The organism is Sphingobium fluminis (assembly GCF_037723805.1).
Lineage (GTDB): Bacteria > Pseudomonadota > Alphaproteobacteria > Sphingomonadales > Sphingomonadaceae > Sphingobium.
This window is the reverse complement of sequence record NZ_JBBJUK010000003.1, coordinates 443,808-461,116: the sequence shown is the minus strand read 5'-3', so window position 1 is coordinate 461,116 and position 17,309 is coordinate 443,808. Positions and strand designations below refer to the sequence as shown.

The following is a 17,309-nucleotide window of genomic DNA, read 5'->3' as shown; positions in this document are numbered from 1 at the left end:
GAGGCGCGCGCGCTGCTCTGATAGCCTTCGGTGATGGAAGTCCTGTCCTCGACCGAGCTTGCCCTGTTGGAAGCCGCCGCCGATGCCCCCATGCTGACGCAGGTGGAGTCATGGTCGGCCATCAACAGCGGTTCGCGCCATCTAGCAGGGCTGAAAGCGATGGCTGGGGTTCTGGCCGACGCCTTTTCGGTGCTGCCCGGCGTCTTAACGCTGGTGGATGGCCCGCCCGTCGAATCGGTAACCCCCGATGGGGCGATCGCCATGATCGGATATGGGCAACATCTGCATTTGCGCGTGCGCCCCGGCGCCCCGGTCCAGATCCTGCTGACCGGGCATATGGATACGGTGTTCCCGGCCGACCACGCCTTCCAGCGGTCGCGGTGGATCGAGCCCGGCATATTGAACGGTCCCGGCGTGGCCGATATGAAGGGCGGCCTTGCGTTGATGCTCTCGGCCCTGATGGCGCTGGAGCGCAAAGGTGCTACCGGCAGCCTCGGCTACGAGGTCGTCATCAACAGCGACGAGGAGGTCGGCAGCCCCTCCTCGGCCGCTCTGTTGCGGCAGGCGGCGGCGGGCAAGCGCGCCGCCTTCACCTATGAACCGGCCCTGCCGGACGGCACGCTGGCCGGCGCACGGGCGGGCAGCGGTAATTTCTCGATCATCTTCAAGGGCAAGAGCGCGCATGCCGGCCGTAATCCGCAGGACGGGCGCAACGCCCTGCTCGCGGCCGCCGACCTTGCCCTGCGGCTGAAGGCCGGCAGTGGCGCGGGGCTGTCCTGCAATCCGGCCCGGATCGATGGCGGCGGGCCGAATAATGTCGTGCCGGATCATGCCGTGCTGCGCGTCAATTTTCGGCCGAAAACCGATGCAGATGAACAGGCAGCACGCGCGCTCATCGAACGGGCCATGGCGCAGGTGGCGCGCGATCATGATGTCAGCATCCATAGCCATGGCGGCTTCGGGCGGCCGCCCAAGCCGATGGATGCCAAGGCGGAACGGTTGTTTGGATTTGTCCGCCGGTGCGGGGCCGACCTTGGCCTGCCGATCGCCTGGCGAAATACCGGCGGCGTTTGCGACGGCAATAATATCGCGGCCTGCGGCGTGCCCGTCGTCGATACGATGGGCGCGCGCGGTGGAGATATCCATAGCGACGCGGAGTATCTGATCGTCGACAGCCTCGCCGAGCGAGCCCGGCTGTCGGCGCTGGTCCTGCTGCGCATCGCGGGTGGCGGATTCGATCGGGGAGGACGCGCTTGAGCTTCTACATGCGCCCGGCGCGGCCGGACGACCTTCAGACGCTTTACGAGATGGCCAAGCTGACCGGGGGCGGTTTCACCAACCTGCCGCCGGATCGCACCGCTCTGGCGGCCAAGCTTGAGCGCACGGCGCTGGCGCTGGAGCGTGCGCACGAGGGCGTGGAAGACGAGCTGATGGTCTTCGTGCTCGAAAATGGCGAGACCGGGCAAGTCCGGGGCACCTGCCAGATTTTCGCGCAGGTCGGACAAAGCTATCCCTTCTATTCCTATCGCCTCGGCATGCTGACCCAGCATAGCCGCGAACTTGCGCGCACCTTTCGCGCGCAGATGCTGTCGCTGACCACCGACCTTGAAGGCACGACGGAGGTGGGCGGCCTGTTCCTCCACCCGCGCGAGCGAGCCGAGGGGCTGGGATTGCTGCTGGCGCGCAGCCGCTACCTCTATATCCGCAACCATCGCGCGCGCTTTGGCGACCGGATCATCGCGGAATTGCGCGGCGTGATCGATGAAGCGGGCGGATCGCCGTTCTGGGACGGGCTTGCCGGGCGGTTCTTCGGCATGAATTTTCAGGAAGCGGACGAGTTCAATGCGGTCAACGGCAATCAGTTCATCGCCGACCTGATGCCCAAGACGCCGATCTACACCGCGATGCTGACCGACAGCGCGCGCGCCGTCATCGGCCTGCCCCATCCCAACGGGCGTGCGGCGATGCGGATGCTGGAGACGGAGGGGTTCGTTAACTCCGGCTATGTCGATATCTTCGATGGCGGCCCGACGCTTGTGGGCCAGATCGATTCGCTCGAAACCATCGCCCAGGCGCTAGACGTCACGTTGTCCACTACGCATGCAAGCGGCGGTGACAAGACGCTGGTGGCGACGGGACGGCTTGCCGATTATCGTTGCGCCTACGGCTTCGTGCGCGTTGCGGGTGACGGGACCGCGTCGCTCGATGACGCCAGCGCTCGCCTGTTGCGACTGGAACCGGGGCAAAGCTTCACAATGGCGACGCGCGCATGACAGTCAGGGAAATTAATTTCGACGGGATCATCGGCCCCAGTCACAATTATGCGGGCCTGAGTTCAGGCAACCTCGCATCCAAGCGCAATGCCGGCGCGATTTCCTATCCGCGCGCCGCCGCGCTGCAAGGCATCGAGAAAATGCGCGGCAACCTGCGCCTCGGGCTGAAGCAGGGCATCTTCCTGCCGCATTGGCGACCCGATGGCGCATGGCTGGCGCAACTGGGCACCGATATCGGTGGCGCGGAGCCGCATTTGCGCGCGGCGGCGATGTCCGCTTCCTCGATGTGGGCGGCCAATGCGGCGACGGTCTCGCCGGCGAGCGACACGGCGGATGGCCGGACCCACCTGACCATCGCCAATCTCGTCACCATGCCCCACCGCAGCCATGAATGGCCGCAGACTCTGGCGCAGTTGCAGGTCGCCTTTTCGGCGAAGGACGTCTTCGCCGTGCATCCGCCCATCCCGGCTCCGTTCGGAGACGAAGGCGCTGCCAATCATATGCGGCTGTCCGATCGCCATGACGAAGCCGGCGTCGAAATCTTCGTCTACGGGCAGTCCGGCGGGCTATTTCCCGCCCGGCAGCATATCGAGGCGAGCAAGGCGGTCGCTCGCCGCCACAGGCTCGATCCGGCGCGCACGATTTTCGCCCGCCAGTCGGACGAAGCCATCGACGCGGGCGCTTTCCATAATGACGTGGTCGCCGTCGCCAACGAGACCGTCCTGTTTGCGCATGAGCATGCCTTTGCCGACCGCGCCACATTCTACGACGCGTTGCGCGAGGCAATGCCCTCGGTCTGCATCATCGAAGTGCCGGCGGCTGAAGTCAGCCTTGCCGATGCGATCCGGAGCTATTTGTTCAACGCCCAGCTCGTGACCTTGCCCGAGGGCGGCATGGCGCTGGTCGTGCCGACCGAAGCCCGCGCGACGCCCAGGGTATGGCGTTGGCTGGAAGCGCTGATCGCCGGCAACGGGCCGATCCGCCGGATTATCCCGGTCGATATACGGCAATCCATGGCCAATGGCGGAGGGCCTGCCTGCCTTCGCCTGCGCGTGGTCGCCGACCCGGCGGATATCGACCCCCGCTTTCTGGTGGATGAAGCCCGTCTTGACCGGATCGCCGCGGTGATCGCGGAATATTGGCCCGAACAGATCGACCCGTCCTCGCTGGACGATACGCGCCTGATCGCCCGGATCGAACAATCATGGTTAACGCTTGTTGACCATCTTCAGCTTTCGGGCGATTTGATTCCCTGACGGCCAGCACCGCCGGATGGGACCATGATGAGTCGGATCAAGCGCCTTTTCACGATAAAGACTAAGTTCGAGGCCTTTTTGGTGATCTATGCGCTTGCACTGGGCGCGTCGGAGCGCGGCATCGTCTATATGCACCAATATCCAGGAGCGGGCGGGCAGCTTTTGGCGATGGCCTGCACCGGCGCGGTCTTCATGGCTGGCGGGATGATTATCGACGCGCTTGAGCTGCGGCGCTCGATGCAAGGCTATTGAGGCAACTGGCGCCGCGGATTGATGCCAAAGCGGACCAGACCTGAATTTTCACGTAAAATACCGGCTCTATTCTGATCCTCTACCGGAGGAGAAGACATCATGACCGATATTCAGAACATGCGCAGTGGCCCCAGCGTCGCGGCGGCCGAACTCGTCCGCAATTTCGCGCACTGGCGCGAAATCGGCGCCCGCGAGCCGGTTCTCATCACCCATCATGGACGGCGGACTCATGTCTTCATGGCGATCGACCGTTTCGAAACCCTGTCACAGCCTGGCTCGCCGCCACCGGCACAGGATGGGATCAGGGAGCTTGCGAGCCGGATTCATCAGGGGCTGATCCTGTGCGACCACGATCTGCGGATCGTCTTCGTCAATCCGGTCGCACTTGCCATGACCAAAAGATGGGACCGCCAGATGGAGGGGCAGATGTTATGGGACGCGCTGCCGGAATTTGTCGGCACGCTGACCGAGGCGCATATCCGCCACAGCCTGACATCTGGAGAAACGAGCGCGGCGGACTCGCCATCTCCCTTCCGTCGCGATTCCTGGCTGCATTTCGAGACATTTCCTTTTGCAGACGGCGTCGCGCTGCTGTTGCGCGACATTACGGCCGACATGCAGAGCCATCGGCTCGCCGACGTCAAATCGGGGATTCTCAAGGCCATGAACGTCCTCGGTAATGTTGGCTATATCCGTCTTTCTGCGCGGGGATTTATCGAAACGGCCGATGCGACATTCTGCGCCATGGTCGGCCTGACGCAGGAGCGGCTGGCAAGCGCCAGCCTGCCGGATTTGATCGACCTGCCGTCTCGTCCGGCCTTGCGCGAGGCACTGGAACGGGTGTTGCGCGGTGAAGGGGACCGGGTCGTGACGACGCGGTTTCTGACGAACGCAGGGCCGGTCGTGGAAGTCGAAGCCGGTCTCGCGCAGTTGCGCGGCACGTACGGCACCGAGGGAGCGATCATGGTGATTATGGCGCGTGATCGCGCTGTTCAATCCGAAAATACTGGCTGGCAAAAGCCAGAGCGGGCGCGGATTGCGTAAAATCTTCTCCATATCGGATCGTCTGCACCATGTTTGCGGAAGCTTCGGACAAATCGCCCAAATCCTTGACGCGCGCCACTCCCCGAGCTTTCGCAAAACCCGCAAAAGCCCTGCGCCGCGCGCAAACCGCTTTTTTGCGTACCGCCCTTAGCCTGATCCCATGAAAACCCGCTCGCCCGCACGCCCTCGCCTCCTCCATCGACTGCTCAGTGACGGGCATGGCAGTGTCCTGGTGGAGACGGCCTTTGCGCTACCCGTCTTGATCGCGCTCTTGTTCGGCATATTGATCTACGGCTGCTGGTTCATGACCGCGCACAGCCTTCAGCAGGCGGCAAACGACGCGGCTCGCGCAGCCGTCGCCGGCCTGACGTCGACCGAACGGCGGGCGTTGGTGGACCAGAGCATCGCCGCGAGCCGGGTGGCATTCCCATCCCCCGGGGGACAGGCGATCGCCGTCAGCGCGAGCGAAAATAGCGGCTATTATACCGTCACGTTGAGCTACGCCCTTTCCAACGCCCCGCTGCTGGCCGCGTCGTCCTTTCTCACGCCCGCCTCGACGCTTCAGCGCAGCGCCGTTGTCAGGATTGATCCGCGGTGACCCGGCGATCCTCATGGGCGCGGCTGGCGAAAGACCGTCGGGGCGGGATCACCATCCTGCTCGCCGGTTCCCTTTTCATGCTCGCAGGCGCAGCGACGGTCGCCGTCGATCTGGGTTCGGTCTTCCTCGCCAAGCGCCAGCTTCAGGGGGTCGCCGATGCCGCGGCACTGGCGGCTAGCGCCGGTGGCAGGACAGCCGTCGAGGCATTGCTGGAGCGTAGCGGTCTTGCCGGCGTGCAGCTGAAATCGCTGGAAAGCGGCTATTACAGCGCGGACGGGACCATAGCCGTCGCCGAACGCTTTCTCACAGGCGACGCCCGGTCCACCGCAACCCGACTGGAGCTGACCCGCTCGACGCCGCTATTCTTCGGTCGCCTGCTGGTCGGTCGGAGCGCTCTCGACATACGCGCGCGCGCGATGGCCGCCCGTGCCGACGCCGCCGCTTTTTCGATCGGCACCGGGCTGGCCTCGGTCAGCGACGGCTTGCCCAACCAGCTGTTGTCGGCGCTGGCCGGCACCGAACTCAACCTGACGGTCATGGACTCTCAGGGCCTGGCCAATCTCAACGTCGACCTGCTCCATTTCGCCGATGCCCTGCGGGTACGGCTCGGGCGAGACGGCGAGGCCTATGGGGACTTATTCAATCGCAATATTCCCGTCGGCGACATTCTGGAGGCGATGGCGACCAGTTCGGGTGCCGGCCCAGCGTCCGTTCCGCTGCGCGCTATCGCCGGCCGCATCCCGGGTCGATCCGTTCGCCTGAGCGAGCTTGTGGACTTGGGGCCGATGGCCCGCGCGACCAACGGCAGCGGGCAGCCGAACATCCTGCTGGACGCCTTCACCATGTTGCGCCTGGTACTCAGCCCGCCGTCGGGAACGTCAGTACCGATGGATCTTCGCGTCGCCGTGCCTGGCCTGACGAGTACGCGGCTGATGTTGATCACCGGCCCCGGCCAGGCGCGATCCCCGATGCTCAGCATTACTTCCGATCATGATGTCGTCGTGCGGACCGGGGTCACGCGCCTCTATCTTGAAACCAGCGTGGCGACCGCGCTTGGCGGCATCGCGTCGGTGCGGATTCCGCTTTACGCCGAACTGGCGGCATCCGAAGCGCGCCTGTCCGATATCAATTGCACCGACGGCGCGCGGGGCAAGGGGGTCACGTTGGCCGTCACCCCGTCCATAGGATCGGTAGCGCTCGCCGATATCGACACAGCCGCTTTGACAGACTTTTCCAGCGCGGCCACGCCCGGTCCCGCGGTGCTCGTCCAGTTACTGGGCACCAGAATAACGGGCTATGCCAACGTCACTTTGGGCGGCACGCAAGCGCAGGCCGTGTATTTTTCCGCAGCGGACATTGCGGCCAAGCAGCCCAAGACGGTGAGTACGCAGGATCTGACGCAAGGGCTGGCGGCTAGCGTGGCAAGCCGGGCGCAGATGCAGGTGTCGCTGCTTGGGCTCACGGTCAGCACCAGCCCGCTTGCTCCCGCTATCGGCGCGATACTTGGGACGACGGCGCCCCTGATCGACAATCTGCTGAACAGCGTGACTTCGGTCCTTGGCGTCAAACTGGGCACGGCGCAGGTCCGCGTCCACGAAATGCGCTGCGGCGTCGCGACGCTGGTGGGCTGAGGGGCGCGTAAGACGATGCCTGCCTGGGTGTAGCATCGTCGCAATTCTGGACGCCCACTCAGCAAGTCGGACGCATGACCGGTCGTCAGTTCCCTTCGGAGCCTCTACGCTTGGTATAGTTCGCCTTGGTCAGGTTATGGGCCCAGACCGAGCCGTCTCACCGGCTGCTTTCCGTTCCGATTCCCAGCCGCGCGTTGAGGATGCCATTGAACGCGAAGCATGGGAGTTGGCTGCCCTTATGTCAGTTCTGGTCCGAGACAGGGAGCAGCGTGGTCAATGTCCGCTTCAACTTCAAAAGCTCCTTCGCCATTGCCGCCTTGCCGCTTCGTTCTTTCGCCAGCGCGGCCTGCAGCGCTGTATGCTCTTCGAGGGCGCGGTGTTGAACGCCTAGCATCTCATTCTCCAGCGCGGCGAGATTCTTTCGCAGGCTGGTATGCTCCAGTTCGCGCCGATCGAGTTCCTCCCGCAGAGCGACGTCCTGTTCTATTAAAACCTCTGCAACGCTCTGTGTGTAAAAGCTGAATTTTTTCTGCTCTTCCCAGACATTACCAAGCAACTCATCCACAAAATTGGCTTCTTCATCGGAAAGTTTGATGATATTCCCTAATCGTCCGACCATATCATTCAAAATTTCACGGCAATATTTCACCGATGAAATATGATATTTTGGGTAGTCTATGGAATCGCAGGCGTCAGATAAATCCACGCCTACACCGGCGCCTTCCAAAATTATATTTTCTATTTTCTGTCGATATGAATTATCGGCGCATACCTTATTGATATCGATCACCAGATCGCAATGTCTTTTTGTTTTCACTATGAAATAGATATTTATTGCTACAAAGTAGCAAAAAATCCTGTCATAGACCTGTTCAGAGATCCAGACTTCTGTAGAAGATTGCTCCTCGGCAGTGAATATGGAAGATATATAGGCTATATAAGGATCAATATTTTTTAATGATAAAGTAGAATACAATGTATTAAGAAAATATCCGTTACCACTTCGATGCTGTCCAGAGTAAGAATTCCATCTTAGAAAGAGATTTCTGACCAGCAGAATATGAAAACCAGGGAATCTTTTCCTGATTGCGTGGGCTCGACCCAGCATTCGCGTGCAGTATAAAACAGGGCGAACGCCCCTATTACCGGCTGAACTTATCAGATACTGGATATAATGCTCGATATCTTCTTCTATATCCCCATCCATACCCTCAGGACTCATAAGCCTGTCAGCACGAAAATCCCCTGCGGGGAACGCGGGAACACCATATCCATCAATGACCGGCATATATTCGGTAAAATATCCCGATACTACAGGATGGCGTGAGCGCCACATCGAAGATTTTACTTTAAGTATATCATCTTGCGATATCGACCCAATCCACTCATGAAATATTTCATAATAGCAGTGCAGATCTTCGTTTTCCCTCAACTTTGACCAGAACCAAGTACCGGACGACCTAAATCCGGAATATACTACGATGATCTTTTCAGTAGGCTTGCTTGGTTCCGGCATATTCTACCCTAATTCATATATCCGCAGAAACAGGCGCATTCGTGATCTGTGATCGCGAATGCAAACTTTGTCGATCTTGTTCAAGCTCAAGCATCGTCGCCTACCCCAGCCACGCAAGACCCCTCCGGAAAATGGTGACTGCCTTTATCGCCCATTTTCTGGCCGGTTCAATCCGGTGTGAAGGCGGCTGCTTAGAACCACAAAATATTTCCCCGGCAAAGATGCAGGCCAGACCACACTATATCCGACCTTTGGACCGTGCTATCGTGATTTCCAAGGCAAACAAGAAAACGGGCGCAGATAGGATTCCTGAAACATCGGAGGGCAAAATGTCGATCAAGAAAATTCTGGCTTCGGCTGTGGCAGCGTGTTTGTTGCAGCTTTTTGCGCTCGCCGGGCCGGCTCATGCGCAAGCTACGCGTACTTGGGTCTCCGGCGTCGGCGATGACGTCAATCCCTGCTCCAGAACAGCACCCTGTAAAACCTTTGCCGGGGCAATCAGCAAAACTGCTACCGGCGGCGAAATCAATACTCTGGATCCGGGTGCCTTTGGGGCGGTGACGATCACCAAGTCGATCACGATCCGTTCGGACCATATGCAGGCCGGCGTTCTGGCCACGTTGGGCTCCAACGGCATCAACATCAACGCACCGTCAGCCAAGGTCATTTTGGATGGCCTCGATATCGAAGGTGCAAGCACGGGCGGCACCGGCATCAGGGTACTTAGCGCGCTCGACGTAATCGTGAAAAATTGCGACATCCGCAATTTCACCACCGGCATCAGCGTCAATACCACCGCTCAGGCCCGCGTGACCGTCGACCGTTCGATGATCGGCGGCAACGTCGATGGCATCACGATCACTTCAACGCCCGGCTTTGGGCATGTGAAGCTGTTCAATTCCCTGTTGATCAACAATACCAGCTCCGGGGTGTCGGTATCGGGCGCTAACAACGACGTATTCATCCATAACAATCAGATATTGGGCAGCACCAAGTCGCTCAACATCACGAGCGGCGGCCTCGTTCGCTCATTTGGCACCAACATCATTCCGACCGGCGATGCGCCTACGTCGACCACGCCGCTTCTCTAAGCGGGTTGCGATGCTATTCCATCGGCTTGCTTGCCCTTGAATTCTTCGATTCGCTGCGTTTTCCTGGTCAGCCGATAGCTTCATCTGATGGGAAAACGCTCTGGGGCGCTCATTAGGCCGCGCGCGTAGACATGATCCGAGAGACTATGCGCCGGCCATTTTTTCGTTCGAGCTGCACGACATAATCCACGACGCTTTCCGCGTAACGGATAATGTCCTCACGCCGCATCTGAGTTCCAGATTGCAGGACGATGAGCGCGAGTTGCTCCAGCGCACCTTCCGGCGTATCGGCGTGGATCGTTGTAAAAGATCCCGGATGGCCCGTATTGACAGCGCGCAGAAAACTATAGGCTTCGTGTCCGCGAAGCTCGCCCAGGATGATGCGATCCGGGCGCATTCGCAAAGACGCCTGCATCAGATCATCCATCGTTATCCGCGCTTCGCCTAGATCGCCGCGCACGGCCAGCATTCCGACACTATTGCTGTGCGTTACCGTCAGTTCAGGCGTATCTTCGATTAGAACCAGCCGTTCGTGCGCGGGAATTTCCTTGAGGAGCGCATTGAGGAAAGTGGTTTTGCCCGTCGATGTGCCGCCCGAAACTATGATGTTGCGCCGGGCGCGGACGGCCTCGCTCAAGAAGTCGGCAATGGCGGCAGGCGCATCACTCACTGGTGCAGGGCTGAGAGCGCCAGACCGACGCGTGGCGAATTCGATCTGCTCCAACGCGCCGTTGTCCAGGTAGTCGGCCAGAGACAAATCAGGGACGACATGCTTGCGAATGGCCATCGCCATCGGTCCGCGCGTGGCCGGCGGCGCGACAACCTGAACGCGCGCGCCGCAAGGCAGGGTGGCAGCGAGCAGCGGATGTTCGCGGCTGATGCCCTGATGACTGAAGCTCGCGATCTGCCGCGCTAACCGCCACAGCATGACCTCGTCGAGTTCCGGCACTGCATGGCTGGTCAAATGGCCTGCCAGCGTCTCGATCCAGACCTCCCCCGGCCGATTGATGAAAATATCCGTGACATCGGCCCGCGAGAGGTAGGGAACCAAAGGCGCGAGATAGATATCGAAATAGTGATCCGATGAACTGGCGGCGTTCATCAGCGCACCGCCGGCGTGCCGCTGAAATCAAGATCCCGCGCCACCAGTACCGTCACCTCTACGCCCGCGCGCACCTTAACCGTCGGCGGTTTGGTGGCTCCCGGGGCGAACTGCTGTCCCATCTGCGACGCCTGGGCAGGCAAGCCGACATAGATGGCATCCCCTGAGGAGCGCCGCTGAGACGCCAGGTTGACGCCGATGGTCAACGCCGATTGCAGAACGGCGCCGGCAAATCGTTCCACAAAATGGTTATTCACTCTCCCGGCAATGCCTGCTCCCCCGAGCGGATCGGCCGATGGAGAGCCGATGCGCATGGCGACACCGTCAGGCCGGACGAGCCGGGTCCAGTTGACCAGGACCCGCTTCAAGTTCGGCGAGCCGTCGCTGCGGAACTCGCCTATCAGGCGACTGCCGCGAGGGATGAGTATCCGCGTGCCGTCGAAGCCTCGCGCATCTTCCGAAATAATGGCTCGCGCCAGACCGGGGCGATCCGAATTGAGGGGCGTTTCGAGCACCGCCGCCAGTATAGCGCCCTGGGGAATGAGATTGGTCCGGTTTCGGATCAGTGTCGCCCTCACCCCGTCGTCATTCGGCTGGGCAGACTGTACTCCCCCGTCCCCGCCGGCCGGCGTGGCGCCGACGATCGATACACCGGTCCCTGCGGTCAGATCGATGACCAGGGCCGCCCCGCCGGTGGCAGGCCTGGCATCGCCATCGGCTGTGCTTCGCGGCGCCGCCGGATATGGTGTTTCTCCCGGCAAGACTGCTGGATGGGCAGGAGCCGGCAGCGGGACGATGGGCACAGCCGGCTCACGCGGCGTCGCCCTGCCTTCCCGGATGACGATCGCGGGAAGCGGCGGGGGCGCGGGTGGGAATGTCAGGGGCGGAGGAGGCGATTGCAGCTGTATTGTCCGGGCGACCTCCCGTTCCGCGTCGAGGCCCCGCCGCCTGGCGTCCAGAAACAGGAAAAGCCCGATGGCGAGGATCAATGCCATCCCCGCTACGAGAAACGATGGGGGCCCGGCCGATGGCAGAACGACCTCCGGCATGAGGTCGCCTCGCCGGTCATGGACGGGCTCCGCAGCATCAATCATCCTGCGGCCTCGTTCCTTTGACCTTCGTCCGCGTCGCGACTGCCTTGTCCCGTCCGAGCAGGAGTATCAGCCGACGGTACACACCCTGGATCCGATAGGCCCCGTCCTGCATGACCCCATTGACCAACGCGGGGCTCCCGCGCCGCTCTTCCTGGTAGACCGCCGGCATCCGGACGTTTTTGGGCCAGAGCAAAGTCGTCGTTTGCCCATCGTCCGAAATCTGAGTGGGCCAGAGCCCGCGACGGCCGCTCATTCGATATCGTCCGGTCACGGGTGATTCCGCGACGGCCGAGTCAGCCGGCGGCGGCGGATATGTGAAGCTCAACAAATAGGGCGTATCGGCCATTCCAGCGGGGACGGCATATAAAGTGAAATTGTAGATGCGCTGATCCGACAACACCGTCATGTTCGTGGTAGAGGCATAGCCTACAGGCTTGACGACAAGATGGTCCGCGCGGCGGTTCGCCTGGACCTGCCAGGCCGAGCTATCGCCCACGACCACGCTTTCGATGCGTTCATCCGACGAAAAGACAATCGTGGCGGCATAGCCCGACGCTATGCGGAGCCCGACGACCTGCTGCGGGTCATAGGCAATCGTCTGAATATGCGAGTCGCCGATCGCAGACACGGGCAGCGTTTCCGCCTTGGCCGGTGCGCCGACGATGAACGAAGCGAAGGCAGCGAGAACAGGCCCCGTCCGTATCACAGACCGTCCCCACTTTGCCGTACCGTCGCCGGATCGTCTCGCGCGGCTCCGCCGGGATTTCGATCTGACCGCGACGTCCTTTCGTCAGTTGCGATTACGGACCGGGCCAGACCGGGCCGGTTTCCATCGGCCGCCCGCAAGTCCGCAAGAGGCGCCACCAGCGCCGACGCCGGATCAGGCTGCGGCGGCACCTCTGCATCCCGATGATAACGAGTCACCTGAAAGCCGAGCGGATTGGCGAGCCGGTCCTCGATTGACATCGGCTCCCCGACGAAACGGAAGGTGATCACGGCAACCCAATGATCCCGCTGAGCCGGCGCCATCGCCCTGTCGCCATCATATCGCCCCGTAGAGAAACGAACGAGCGCCCGCCCCTTTTCGAGCGATGACACGCTTTCGATCCGGGCATCGACCAGGGTCGACCGGGAATAGATGTTGAGCGGGCTTTCGGGGTTGCTCGACGGCATCTGCGCCAGATAGCCGGAACGCGCCGTTTGCGCCGACCATAGAGTGACCTTGCGATATCGGTCGTTCAACTGATGAATGTCGAAGCTTTCGCGCGCGAGGACATATTGGGCGAGAAGCGATTGCGTCAACGCCGAGTCCGGCTTTATGACTCTTGGCTCGATCCCTTTTAGAACCTCCACATATCCGGTCGAACGGTCCACCAGCACGGTATAGGGCACCACAGTTTTCAGCGGCGCCATGCCGATCAGAGCGAAAGCTTCGAGGACCGCTATGGCGCAGGCGACGACAGCGATGCTCCAGGCGATGCGGCGCGATCGCCTTGATGCTTCGCGCCGATCCCGGGCCCAGTTTTCGGCGCGCGCGAAATATTGTCCGCGCGATGTCGCTTCTGGAATGTCCGCAGGCTCCGTCATCTGGCAGCGTCCCGCTGAAATTGGGCCAATGACTGTCGCGCGACCGCTCGTCTGCCTGACTGCCCCAACCGCGTCGCTGTCACGAACGGCTCTGCGCGACCATCATCGACCGATCTCCCATCCCGGCCCTTCGTTCCGGCCACCCTTCTACCCTCGCCATCGGCACTTTCCCGACGAATTTCCGTCTCGATATTCCGCGTCAACAGTTGGGCGCGGCTGATTCGTTCGATATTGCTGGCGGATGAAGCCGCCGAGTGCCCACGCCATTCGGAGTGGTGGACCGTCTGGACCGTGGGTTGCGTCCTTGCGGCCGCCTGACGCGGAAACGGGGGTAGACGCAGAGCCATGGCTGCACGCGCTACCGCAAAAAGCACGAGGACGCCAACCACGGCAAAGGAGGCGGTCGTGATGAAGAGATGTTCCGCAAAGCTGTCGACCGGGCTGTTCGCCTGGAATGCCAGCGTCAGTGCGTTCGTTTCGGGCTCCAGCACGGACAGTTCGATCAACGTCACCACAGGCACGACGACCGCCCCCAGCATCGTGGCAACGATCACCCGCACCCAGCCCGCAAATAACCCGGTGCCGACATTGAATAGAGCGAGAGCCACGAATATCGGCCCCAAGGCCAGCATGATGGCCATGGCAATACGGACCGAAGCGAAAGCGCCGACAAGGGATGCAAGCATTATCCGGTTCGCTGACCTGAGCGCCTTTCTGGATTCGCTACTGGGCCCCGACCTGAGTACTCGGCCAGATGGTGTGGCAACTTCGTCCCTAACGCCATCAGCCGTATCGGGCGAACTGTCAGCCATATCATGAACTTTCGCGACCTCAGCTATCGAGGCGCTCACAGCGTCTATTCGACTGGAAATTGCAGCGGTCGAACTGTCCCCAGATTGCGCCGCACCTAAAATCTGGGTCGCGACCTCCTCGGGGCCGCGTGTGGCGAGGTTGAAAACCAGTGGCTGATAAGCCGGCCATTGCGTCGCCAGCATGATGACGAATCCCACGCGCAGCGCGGCAAAGATGATAACATCAGCGCCGATCCGTCCGCCGATCAGACAGCGATAACCGATCACCGCGAAATAGATCGTCAGCAGGCCGACCAACATTCGTCCGAACGGCGCGCCCGAGCCCAACGCTCTGTAGCCCAGTTCGGCCAAAGCCTGGGTCTGGCAGGACAAATGTAGCAATAAGGTCACGGCGTAGGAGGATGTCGGATCAAAGGGCGCGCAATATTCCATCACGAACCTTTCAAAAGTTCGGGCATCCACTGCGCAGGATCGTCGCCCACGCGGCTGCGGATCTCGTCAAGCCTGCGCACTGTGCTCTCACGCCCCGATAATATCAGGAGATGCCCCCTTTCCCCTTCGAGATTGAGGCGAGCTACGACGCTGTCGTTACCATGTTTGATGAGGAAGGAGTGGCTGTTGTCGGGCAGCCCCCGAACAATATCCAGCTCGTGCTGAGTGAGGCCGAAACCGCCGACATAATCTTCGGTCCGCGCCTTGGGGTTGGGCGTGAATATCTGCGTTGCAGATTGTTCGATGATCGTGCTGCCAATCCGGCTCGCAAGCGCGTCTTCGGCATTTTGGGTGACAAAGCCCACAATGCCGTTTCTCTTGCGGATCGTTTTTTCCCAGTCCCTGATGCGATCGACAAATATCTCGTCATCAAGCGCTTTCCACCCTTCGTCGATCACGATCATCGTAGGCTGGCCGTCCATCCGTTCGTCAATCCGGTGAAACAGATAAAGCATGACGGGGGTTCGCAAGATCGGGCTATCCAGAATCTGGGTCATGTCGAAGCCCACGATCGACTGGCTCAGATCGACGCGATCATCCACATTGTCGAATAGCCAAGCATGCGCGCCTTCCCCCCACCAGGGCTGCAGCCGGGCGAACAGGTCGCGCGCATGTGGCCTGCGATCCCCACGGAACAGTTGGGCAAGCGAACGAAGGCGCCGCAAATGTCGCGGCGCGGCGTAGTTGGCGGCGATCGCTTCGACAATCTGCTGCCGGTCTTCAGGCGTCAACGGCTCACCCCCTGCCGAAGCCAGCAGACCAAGCCATGTGGCGATAAAATTTCGATTTTCGGCGCTGTCGGTTAGTTGGAGCGGATTGAAAACGCTGGGGATACCGGGCCGAAGCACGTCATATTCGCCCCCAATGGCGCGAATGAACAATTCTGCGCCCCTGTCCTTGTCAAAAAAGGCTAGACGCGGACGGTGCTTCAAAGCCTGGGCCAGCACGAAATTGAGAATGACCGTCTTGCCCGATCCTGAAGGACCGATGATGGTGAAATTGCCCAGGTCGCCCTGATGGAAATTGAAATAATAGGGCCCCGCCGACGTCGTTTCAAACACCGTGATATAGTCGCCCCAGATGTTTCCCGATGCCTTGCCGGATGGGAAATTATGATTGCTGGCAAAGCTGGCGAAATTAGCCGACGAGATCAGGGCCCGGCGCGCAATATATTTGAAATTTCCGGGAAATTGCGCCCAAAACGCAGCCTCCAGCCCGACATCCTCGCGGACCGCGACGATGCCCAGGTCGGCCAGGGCCGACTGCACTTCGGCAACACCGGCATCAACATGCGCGATGCTGTCTCCCTTGACCATGATTGTCAGATGGTGCTCGCCAAAGGCGGCCCTTCCCGCCGCGAAATCATCCTTCGCCTGTCCGAGTTCACCCCGCAGGCTTATGGCTTCGTCATCCGATGCCCGCATGCGCCGCAGCGCGAGGTTCATCCGTCCCAGTCCGGCCTGGCGATCGACGAAAGCAAAGCTCTGCGTCAGCATCATTTCGGCGGGAATGCGAAGAATGTCGTCGAGCATGCCCGGCGTGGTCTGCCCGGGATAGTCCTTGACCGATATGATGGCGGCAAAGGTCTTGCCCTCATCCTGGGTGGAGCCGAGTTCAATGTCCCGCTGGCCAAAACTGATGCGCCGGTAGGGAATATAATGGCCGGCATCACCAAATGGCAGCCGCACGGGCCGCAAGGATGCGTTGTAAAGCGCCGACAGAAATTCCAGAGGCTCCGAACAAGGTCCGTATGGCGTGTCGTAGATGGTCAGAAGGCGGGGCCGATAGGTCGACAAGGACGTTATGATCTGATCCGTGGCGGCTTCGAGAGCATTGGCTTCCGCAGCGATCAACGCAGCTTCGTCCCGTGCCTTTGTCGACAGACCGAAGAAATCGAGCGTAGCATCGATCACGCCGCTGCCGGCTGCTGCCGGTCGCCTCATTACGGTCAGAAACAGCTCATTCGCGTAAAGATGTCTCGCCGAAAGACGGTCGTGCCAGGCGTGATCGAGCGAAGCGCTGAAGGCGTCGGGAAATCCGGCCGAGTCGGCCAGCCGGGTTTTGCGCCGCATGATATGATGATAGAGCGCGAACCGGGAATTCCCGATCGACCGCAGCAACGCGTCTCGCAGCGTCTTGCGGTAATTTAGTTCGGCGCTGTCGGCGGTCTCGAACAGCAGCCCGTCCAGCCTGATCACCTGCATGAGATTGCCGTTGCGCAACTCTATGATGCTGTCGTTGAAATGGCGGGCGTAGGGCAAGCGGCTTCCGGCGCTTTCCTCCTTTTCGAAGCTGGGACGCTGTCGGTCTCGTGCCGATCCTAGGCTCGATAGGAATTGCATCGCCAGAACCGATAGTTGCGAATGCGGGGACAGCGCGTCACACGCACGATCCAAATATCGAATATCCGCGGATCACGAAGGCATGCTGCTGCCCCGACCAGGTGAATAAGGAGCGCGGCGGGAACTGCCCAGATCGATTTAAAGATCAGAAAAAGCTCGGTAGACACAATCCCGTTCAGAATGAAAAAAGTGTAGGTCACTCCAGCGAACATCTGGGGG

General features: G+C 60.8%; 16 protein-coding genes. 8 read left to right on the top strand and 8 right to left on the bottom strand.

All coding sequences use genetic code 11. The features are described 5' to 3' along the window. Positions 1-33: 33 nt before the first annotated feature. The 7 genes from WG907_RS11565 (at position 34) to WG907_RS11535 (ending at position 7,054) form a co-directional block, all read left to right on the top strand. A complete protein-coding gene (locus WG907_RS11565) occupies positions 34-1,257 on the top strand; it encodes a hydrolase (protein ID WP_340232918.1) in 1,224 nt (407 codons plus the stop codon). Then, positions 1,254-2,273, top strand: a complete 1,020-nt coding sequence (gene astA / locus WG907_RS11560; protein WP_340232917.1) for an arginine N-succinyltransferase — start codon at positions 1,254-1,256, stop codon at positions 2,271-2,273. The genes WG907_RS11565 and astA overlap by 4 nt, the downstream gene beginning before the upstream one ends. After that, the gene (locus WG907_RS11555) at positions 2,270-3,529 is read left to right on the top strand and encodes an N-succinylarginine dihydrolase (RefSeq protein ID WP_340232916.1); all 1,260 of its coding nucleotides are present in this window, start codon (positions 2,270-2,272) and stop codon (positions 3,527-3,529) included. The genes astA and WG907_RS11555 overlap by 4 nt, the downstream gene beginning before the upstream one ends. A gap of 27 nt (positions 3,530-3,556) precedes the next feature. Then, on the top strand, positions 3,557-3,781 hold the full coding sequence (locus tag WG907_RS11550; RefSeq protein WP_340233062.1) for a hypothetical protein: 225 nt from the start codon (positions 3,557-3,559) through the stop codon (positions 3,779-3,781). Between the two features lie 99 nt (positions 3,782-3,880). Next, entirely contained in the window at positions 3,881-4,825 is a 945-nt protein-coding gene (locus tag WG907_RS11545; RefSeq protein ID WP_340232915.1) for a PAS domain-containing protein, read from the top strand. A gap of 160 nt (positions 4,826-4,985) precedes the next feature. Continuing rightward, positions 4,986-5,423: a TadE/TadG family type IV pilus assembly protein gene (locus WG907_RS11540; protein WP_340232914.1), complete on the top strand. Its 438-nt coding sequence runs from the start codon at positions 4,986-4,988 to the stop codon at positions 5,421-5,423. Then, positions 5,420-7,054: a pilus assembly protein TadG-related protein gene (locus WG907_RS11535; RefSeq protein WP_340232913.1), complete on the top strand. Its 1,635-nt coding sequence runs from the start codon at positions 5,420-5,422 to the stop codon at positions 7,052-7,054. The genes WG907_RS11540 and WG907_RS11535 overlap by 4 nt, the downstream gene beginning before the upstream one ends. Positions 7,055-7,295: 241 nt before the next feature. On the opposite strand, the gene WG907_RS11530 is transcribed toward WG907_RS11535, so the two are convergent. Beyond that, positions 7,296-8,570, bottom strand: coding sequence for a hypothetical protein (locus WG907_RS11530; RefSeq protein WP_340232912.1), 1,275 nt, complete (start codon positions 8,568-8,570; stop codon positions 7,296-7,298). Positions 8,571-8,701: 131 nt separating this feature from the next. On the opposite strand from WG907_RS11530, the gene WG907_RS11525 reads away from it, so the two are divergent. Next, a complete protein-coding gene (locus WG907_RS11525; RefSeq protein WP_340232911.1) occupies positions 8,702-9,661 on the top strand; it encodes a right-handed parallel beta-helix repeat-containing protein in 960 nt (319 codons plus the stop codon). A gap of 112 nt (positions 9,662-9,773) precedes the next feature. Here WG907_RS11525 and virB11 read toward each other — a convergent pair whose 3' ends face one another. From virB11 to WG907_RS11490, 7 genes are read right to left on the bottom strand one after another with little or no spacing between them, the layout of a single operon-like run. Beyond that, entirely contained in the window at positions 9,774-10,763 is a 990-nt protein-coding gene (virB11, locus tag WG907_RS11520; protein ID WP_340232910.1) for a P-type DNA transfer ATPase VirB11, read from the bottom strand. Then, complete coding sequence (locus tag WG907_RS11515) at positions 10,763-11,857, bottom strand: TraB/TrbI/VirB10 family type IV secretion system protein (RefSeq protein WP_340232909.1); 1,095 nt, start codon at positions 11,855-11,857, stop codon at positions 10,763-10,765. The genes virB11 and WG907_RS11515 overlap by 1 nt, the downstream gene beginning before the upstream one ends. Further along, on the bottom strand, positions 11,850-12,563 hold the full coding sequence (locus WG907_RS11510; protein WP_340232908.1) for a TrbG/VirB9 family P-type conjugative transfer protein: 714 nt from the start codon (positions 12,561-12,563) through the stop codon (positions 11,850-11,852). Before WG907_RS11510 ends, WG907_RS11515 begins: the two co-directional genes overlap by 8 nt. Continuing rightward, positions 12,560-13,444, bottom strand: coding sequence for a VirB8 family type IV secretion system protein (locus WG907_RS11505; RefSeq protein ID WP_340232907.1), 885 nt, complete (start codon positions 13,442-13,444; stop codon positions 12,560-12,562). Before WG907_RS11505 ends, WG907_RS11510 begins: the two co-directional genes overlap by 4 nt. Next, complete coding sequence (locus tag WG907_RS11500; protein WP_340233060.1) at positions 13,441-14,688, bottom strand: TrbL/VirB6 family protein; 1,248 nt, start codon at positions 14,686-14,688, stop codon at positions 13,441-13,443. Before WG907_RS11500 ends, WG907_RS11505 begins: the two co-directional genes overlap by 4 nt. Further along, positions 14,688-17,090, bottom strand: coding sequence for a VirB4 family type IV secretion/conjugal transfer ATPase (locus tag WG907_RS11495; RefSeq protein ID WP_340232906.1), 2,403 nt, complete (start codon positions 17,088-17,090; stop codon positions 14,688-14,690). The genes WG907_RS11500 and WG907_RS11495 overlap by 1 nt, the downstream gene beginning before the upstream one ends. Beyond that, on the bottom strand, positions 17,069-17,302 hold the full coding sequence (locus WG907_RS11490) for a VirB3 family type IV secretion system protein (protein WP_445326808.1): 234 nt from the start codon (positions 17,300-17,302) through the stop codon (positions 17,069-17,071). The genes WG907_RS11495 and WG907_RS11490 overlap by 22 nt, the downstream gene beginning before the upstream one ends. Positions 17,303-17,309: the final 7 nt, after the last annotated feature.

What these genes read in the sequence shown, in the direction of transcription:
- WG907_RS11530 (WP_340232912.1), bottom strand. Translation starts at nt 8,570, where the DNA reads ATGCCGGAACCAAGCAAGCCTACTGAAAAGATCATCGTAGTATATTCC.
- WG907_RS11540 (WP_340232914.1), top strand. Translation starts at nt 4,986, where the DNA reads ATGAAAACCCGCTCGCCCGCACGCCCTCGCCTCCTCCATCGACTGCTC.
- WG907_RS11545 (WP_340232915.1), top strand. Translation starts at nt 3,881, where the DNA reads ATGACCGATATTCAGAACATGCGCAGTGGCCCCAGCGTCGCGGCGGCC.
- WG907_RS11565 (WP_340232918.1), top strand. Translation starts at nt 34, where the DNA reads ATGGAAGTCCTGTCCTCGACCGAGCTTGCCCTGTTGGAAGCCGCCGCC.
- WG907_RS11495 (WP_340232906.1), bottom strand. Translation starts at nt 17,090, where the DNA reads ATGCAATTCCTATCGAGCCTAGGATCGGCACGAGACCGACAGCGTCCC.
- WG907_RS11550 (WP_340233062.1), top strand. Translation starts at nt 3,557, where the DNA reads ATGAGTCGGATCAAGCGCCTTTTCACGATAAAGACTAAGTTCGAGGCC.
- WG907_RS11515 (WP_340232909.1), bottom strand. Translation starts at nt 11,857, where the DNA reads ATGATTGATGCTGCGGAGCCCGTCCATGACCGGCGAGGCGACCTCATG.
- WG907_RS11555 (WP_340232916.1), top strand. Translation starts at nt 2,270, where the DNA reads ATGACAGTCAGGGAAATTAATTTCGACGGGATCATCGGCCCCAGTCAC.
- WG907_RS11525 (WP_340232911.1), top strand. Translation starts at nt 8,702, where the DNA reads ATGGTGACTGCCTTTATCGCCCATTTTCTGGCCGGTTCAATCCGGTGT.
- WG907_RS11505 (WP_340232907.1), bottom strand. Translation starts at nt 13,444, where the DNA reads ATGACGGAGCCTGCGGACATTCCAGAAGCGACATCGCGCGGACAATAT.
- WG907_RS11500 (WP_340233060.1), bottom strand. Translation starts at nt 14,688, where the DNA reads ATGGAATATTGCGCGCCCTTTGATCCGACATCCTCCTACGCCGTGACC.
- virB11 (WP_340232910.1), bottom strand. Translation starts at nt 10,763, where the DNA reads ATGAACGCCGCCAGTTCATCGGATCACTATTTCGATATCTATCTCGCG.
- WG907_RS11490 (WP_445326808.1), bottom strand. Translation starts at nt 17,302, where the DNA reads ATGTTCGCTGGAGTGACCTACACTTTTTTCATTCTGAACGGGATTGTG.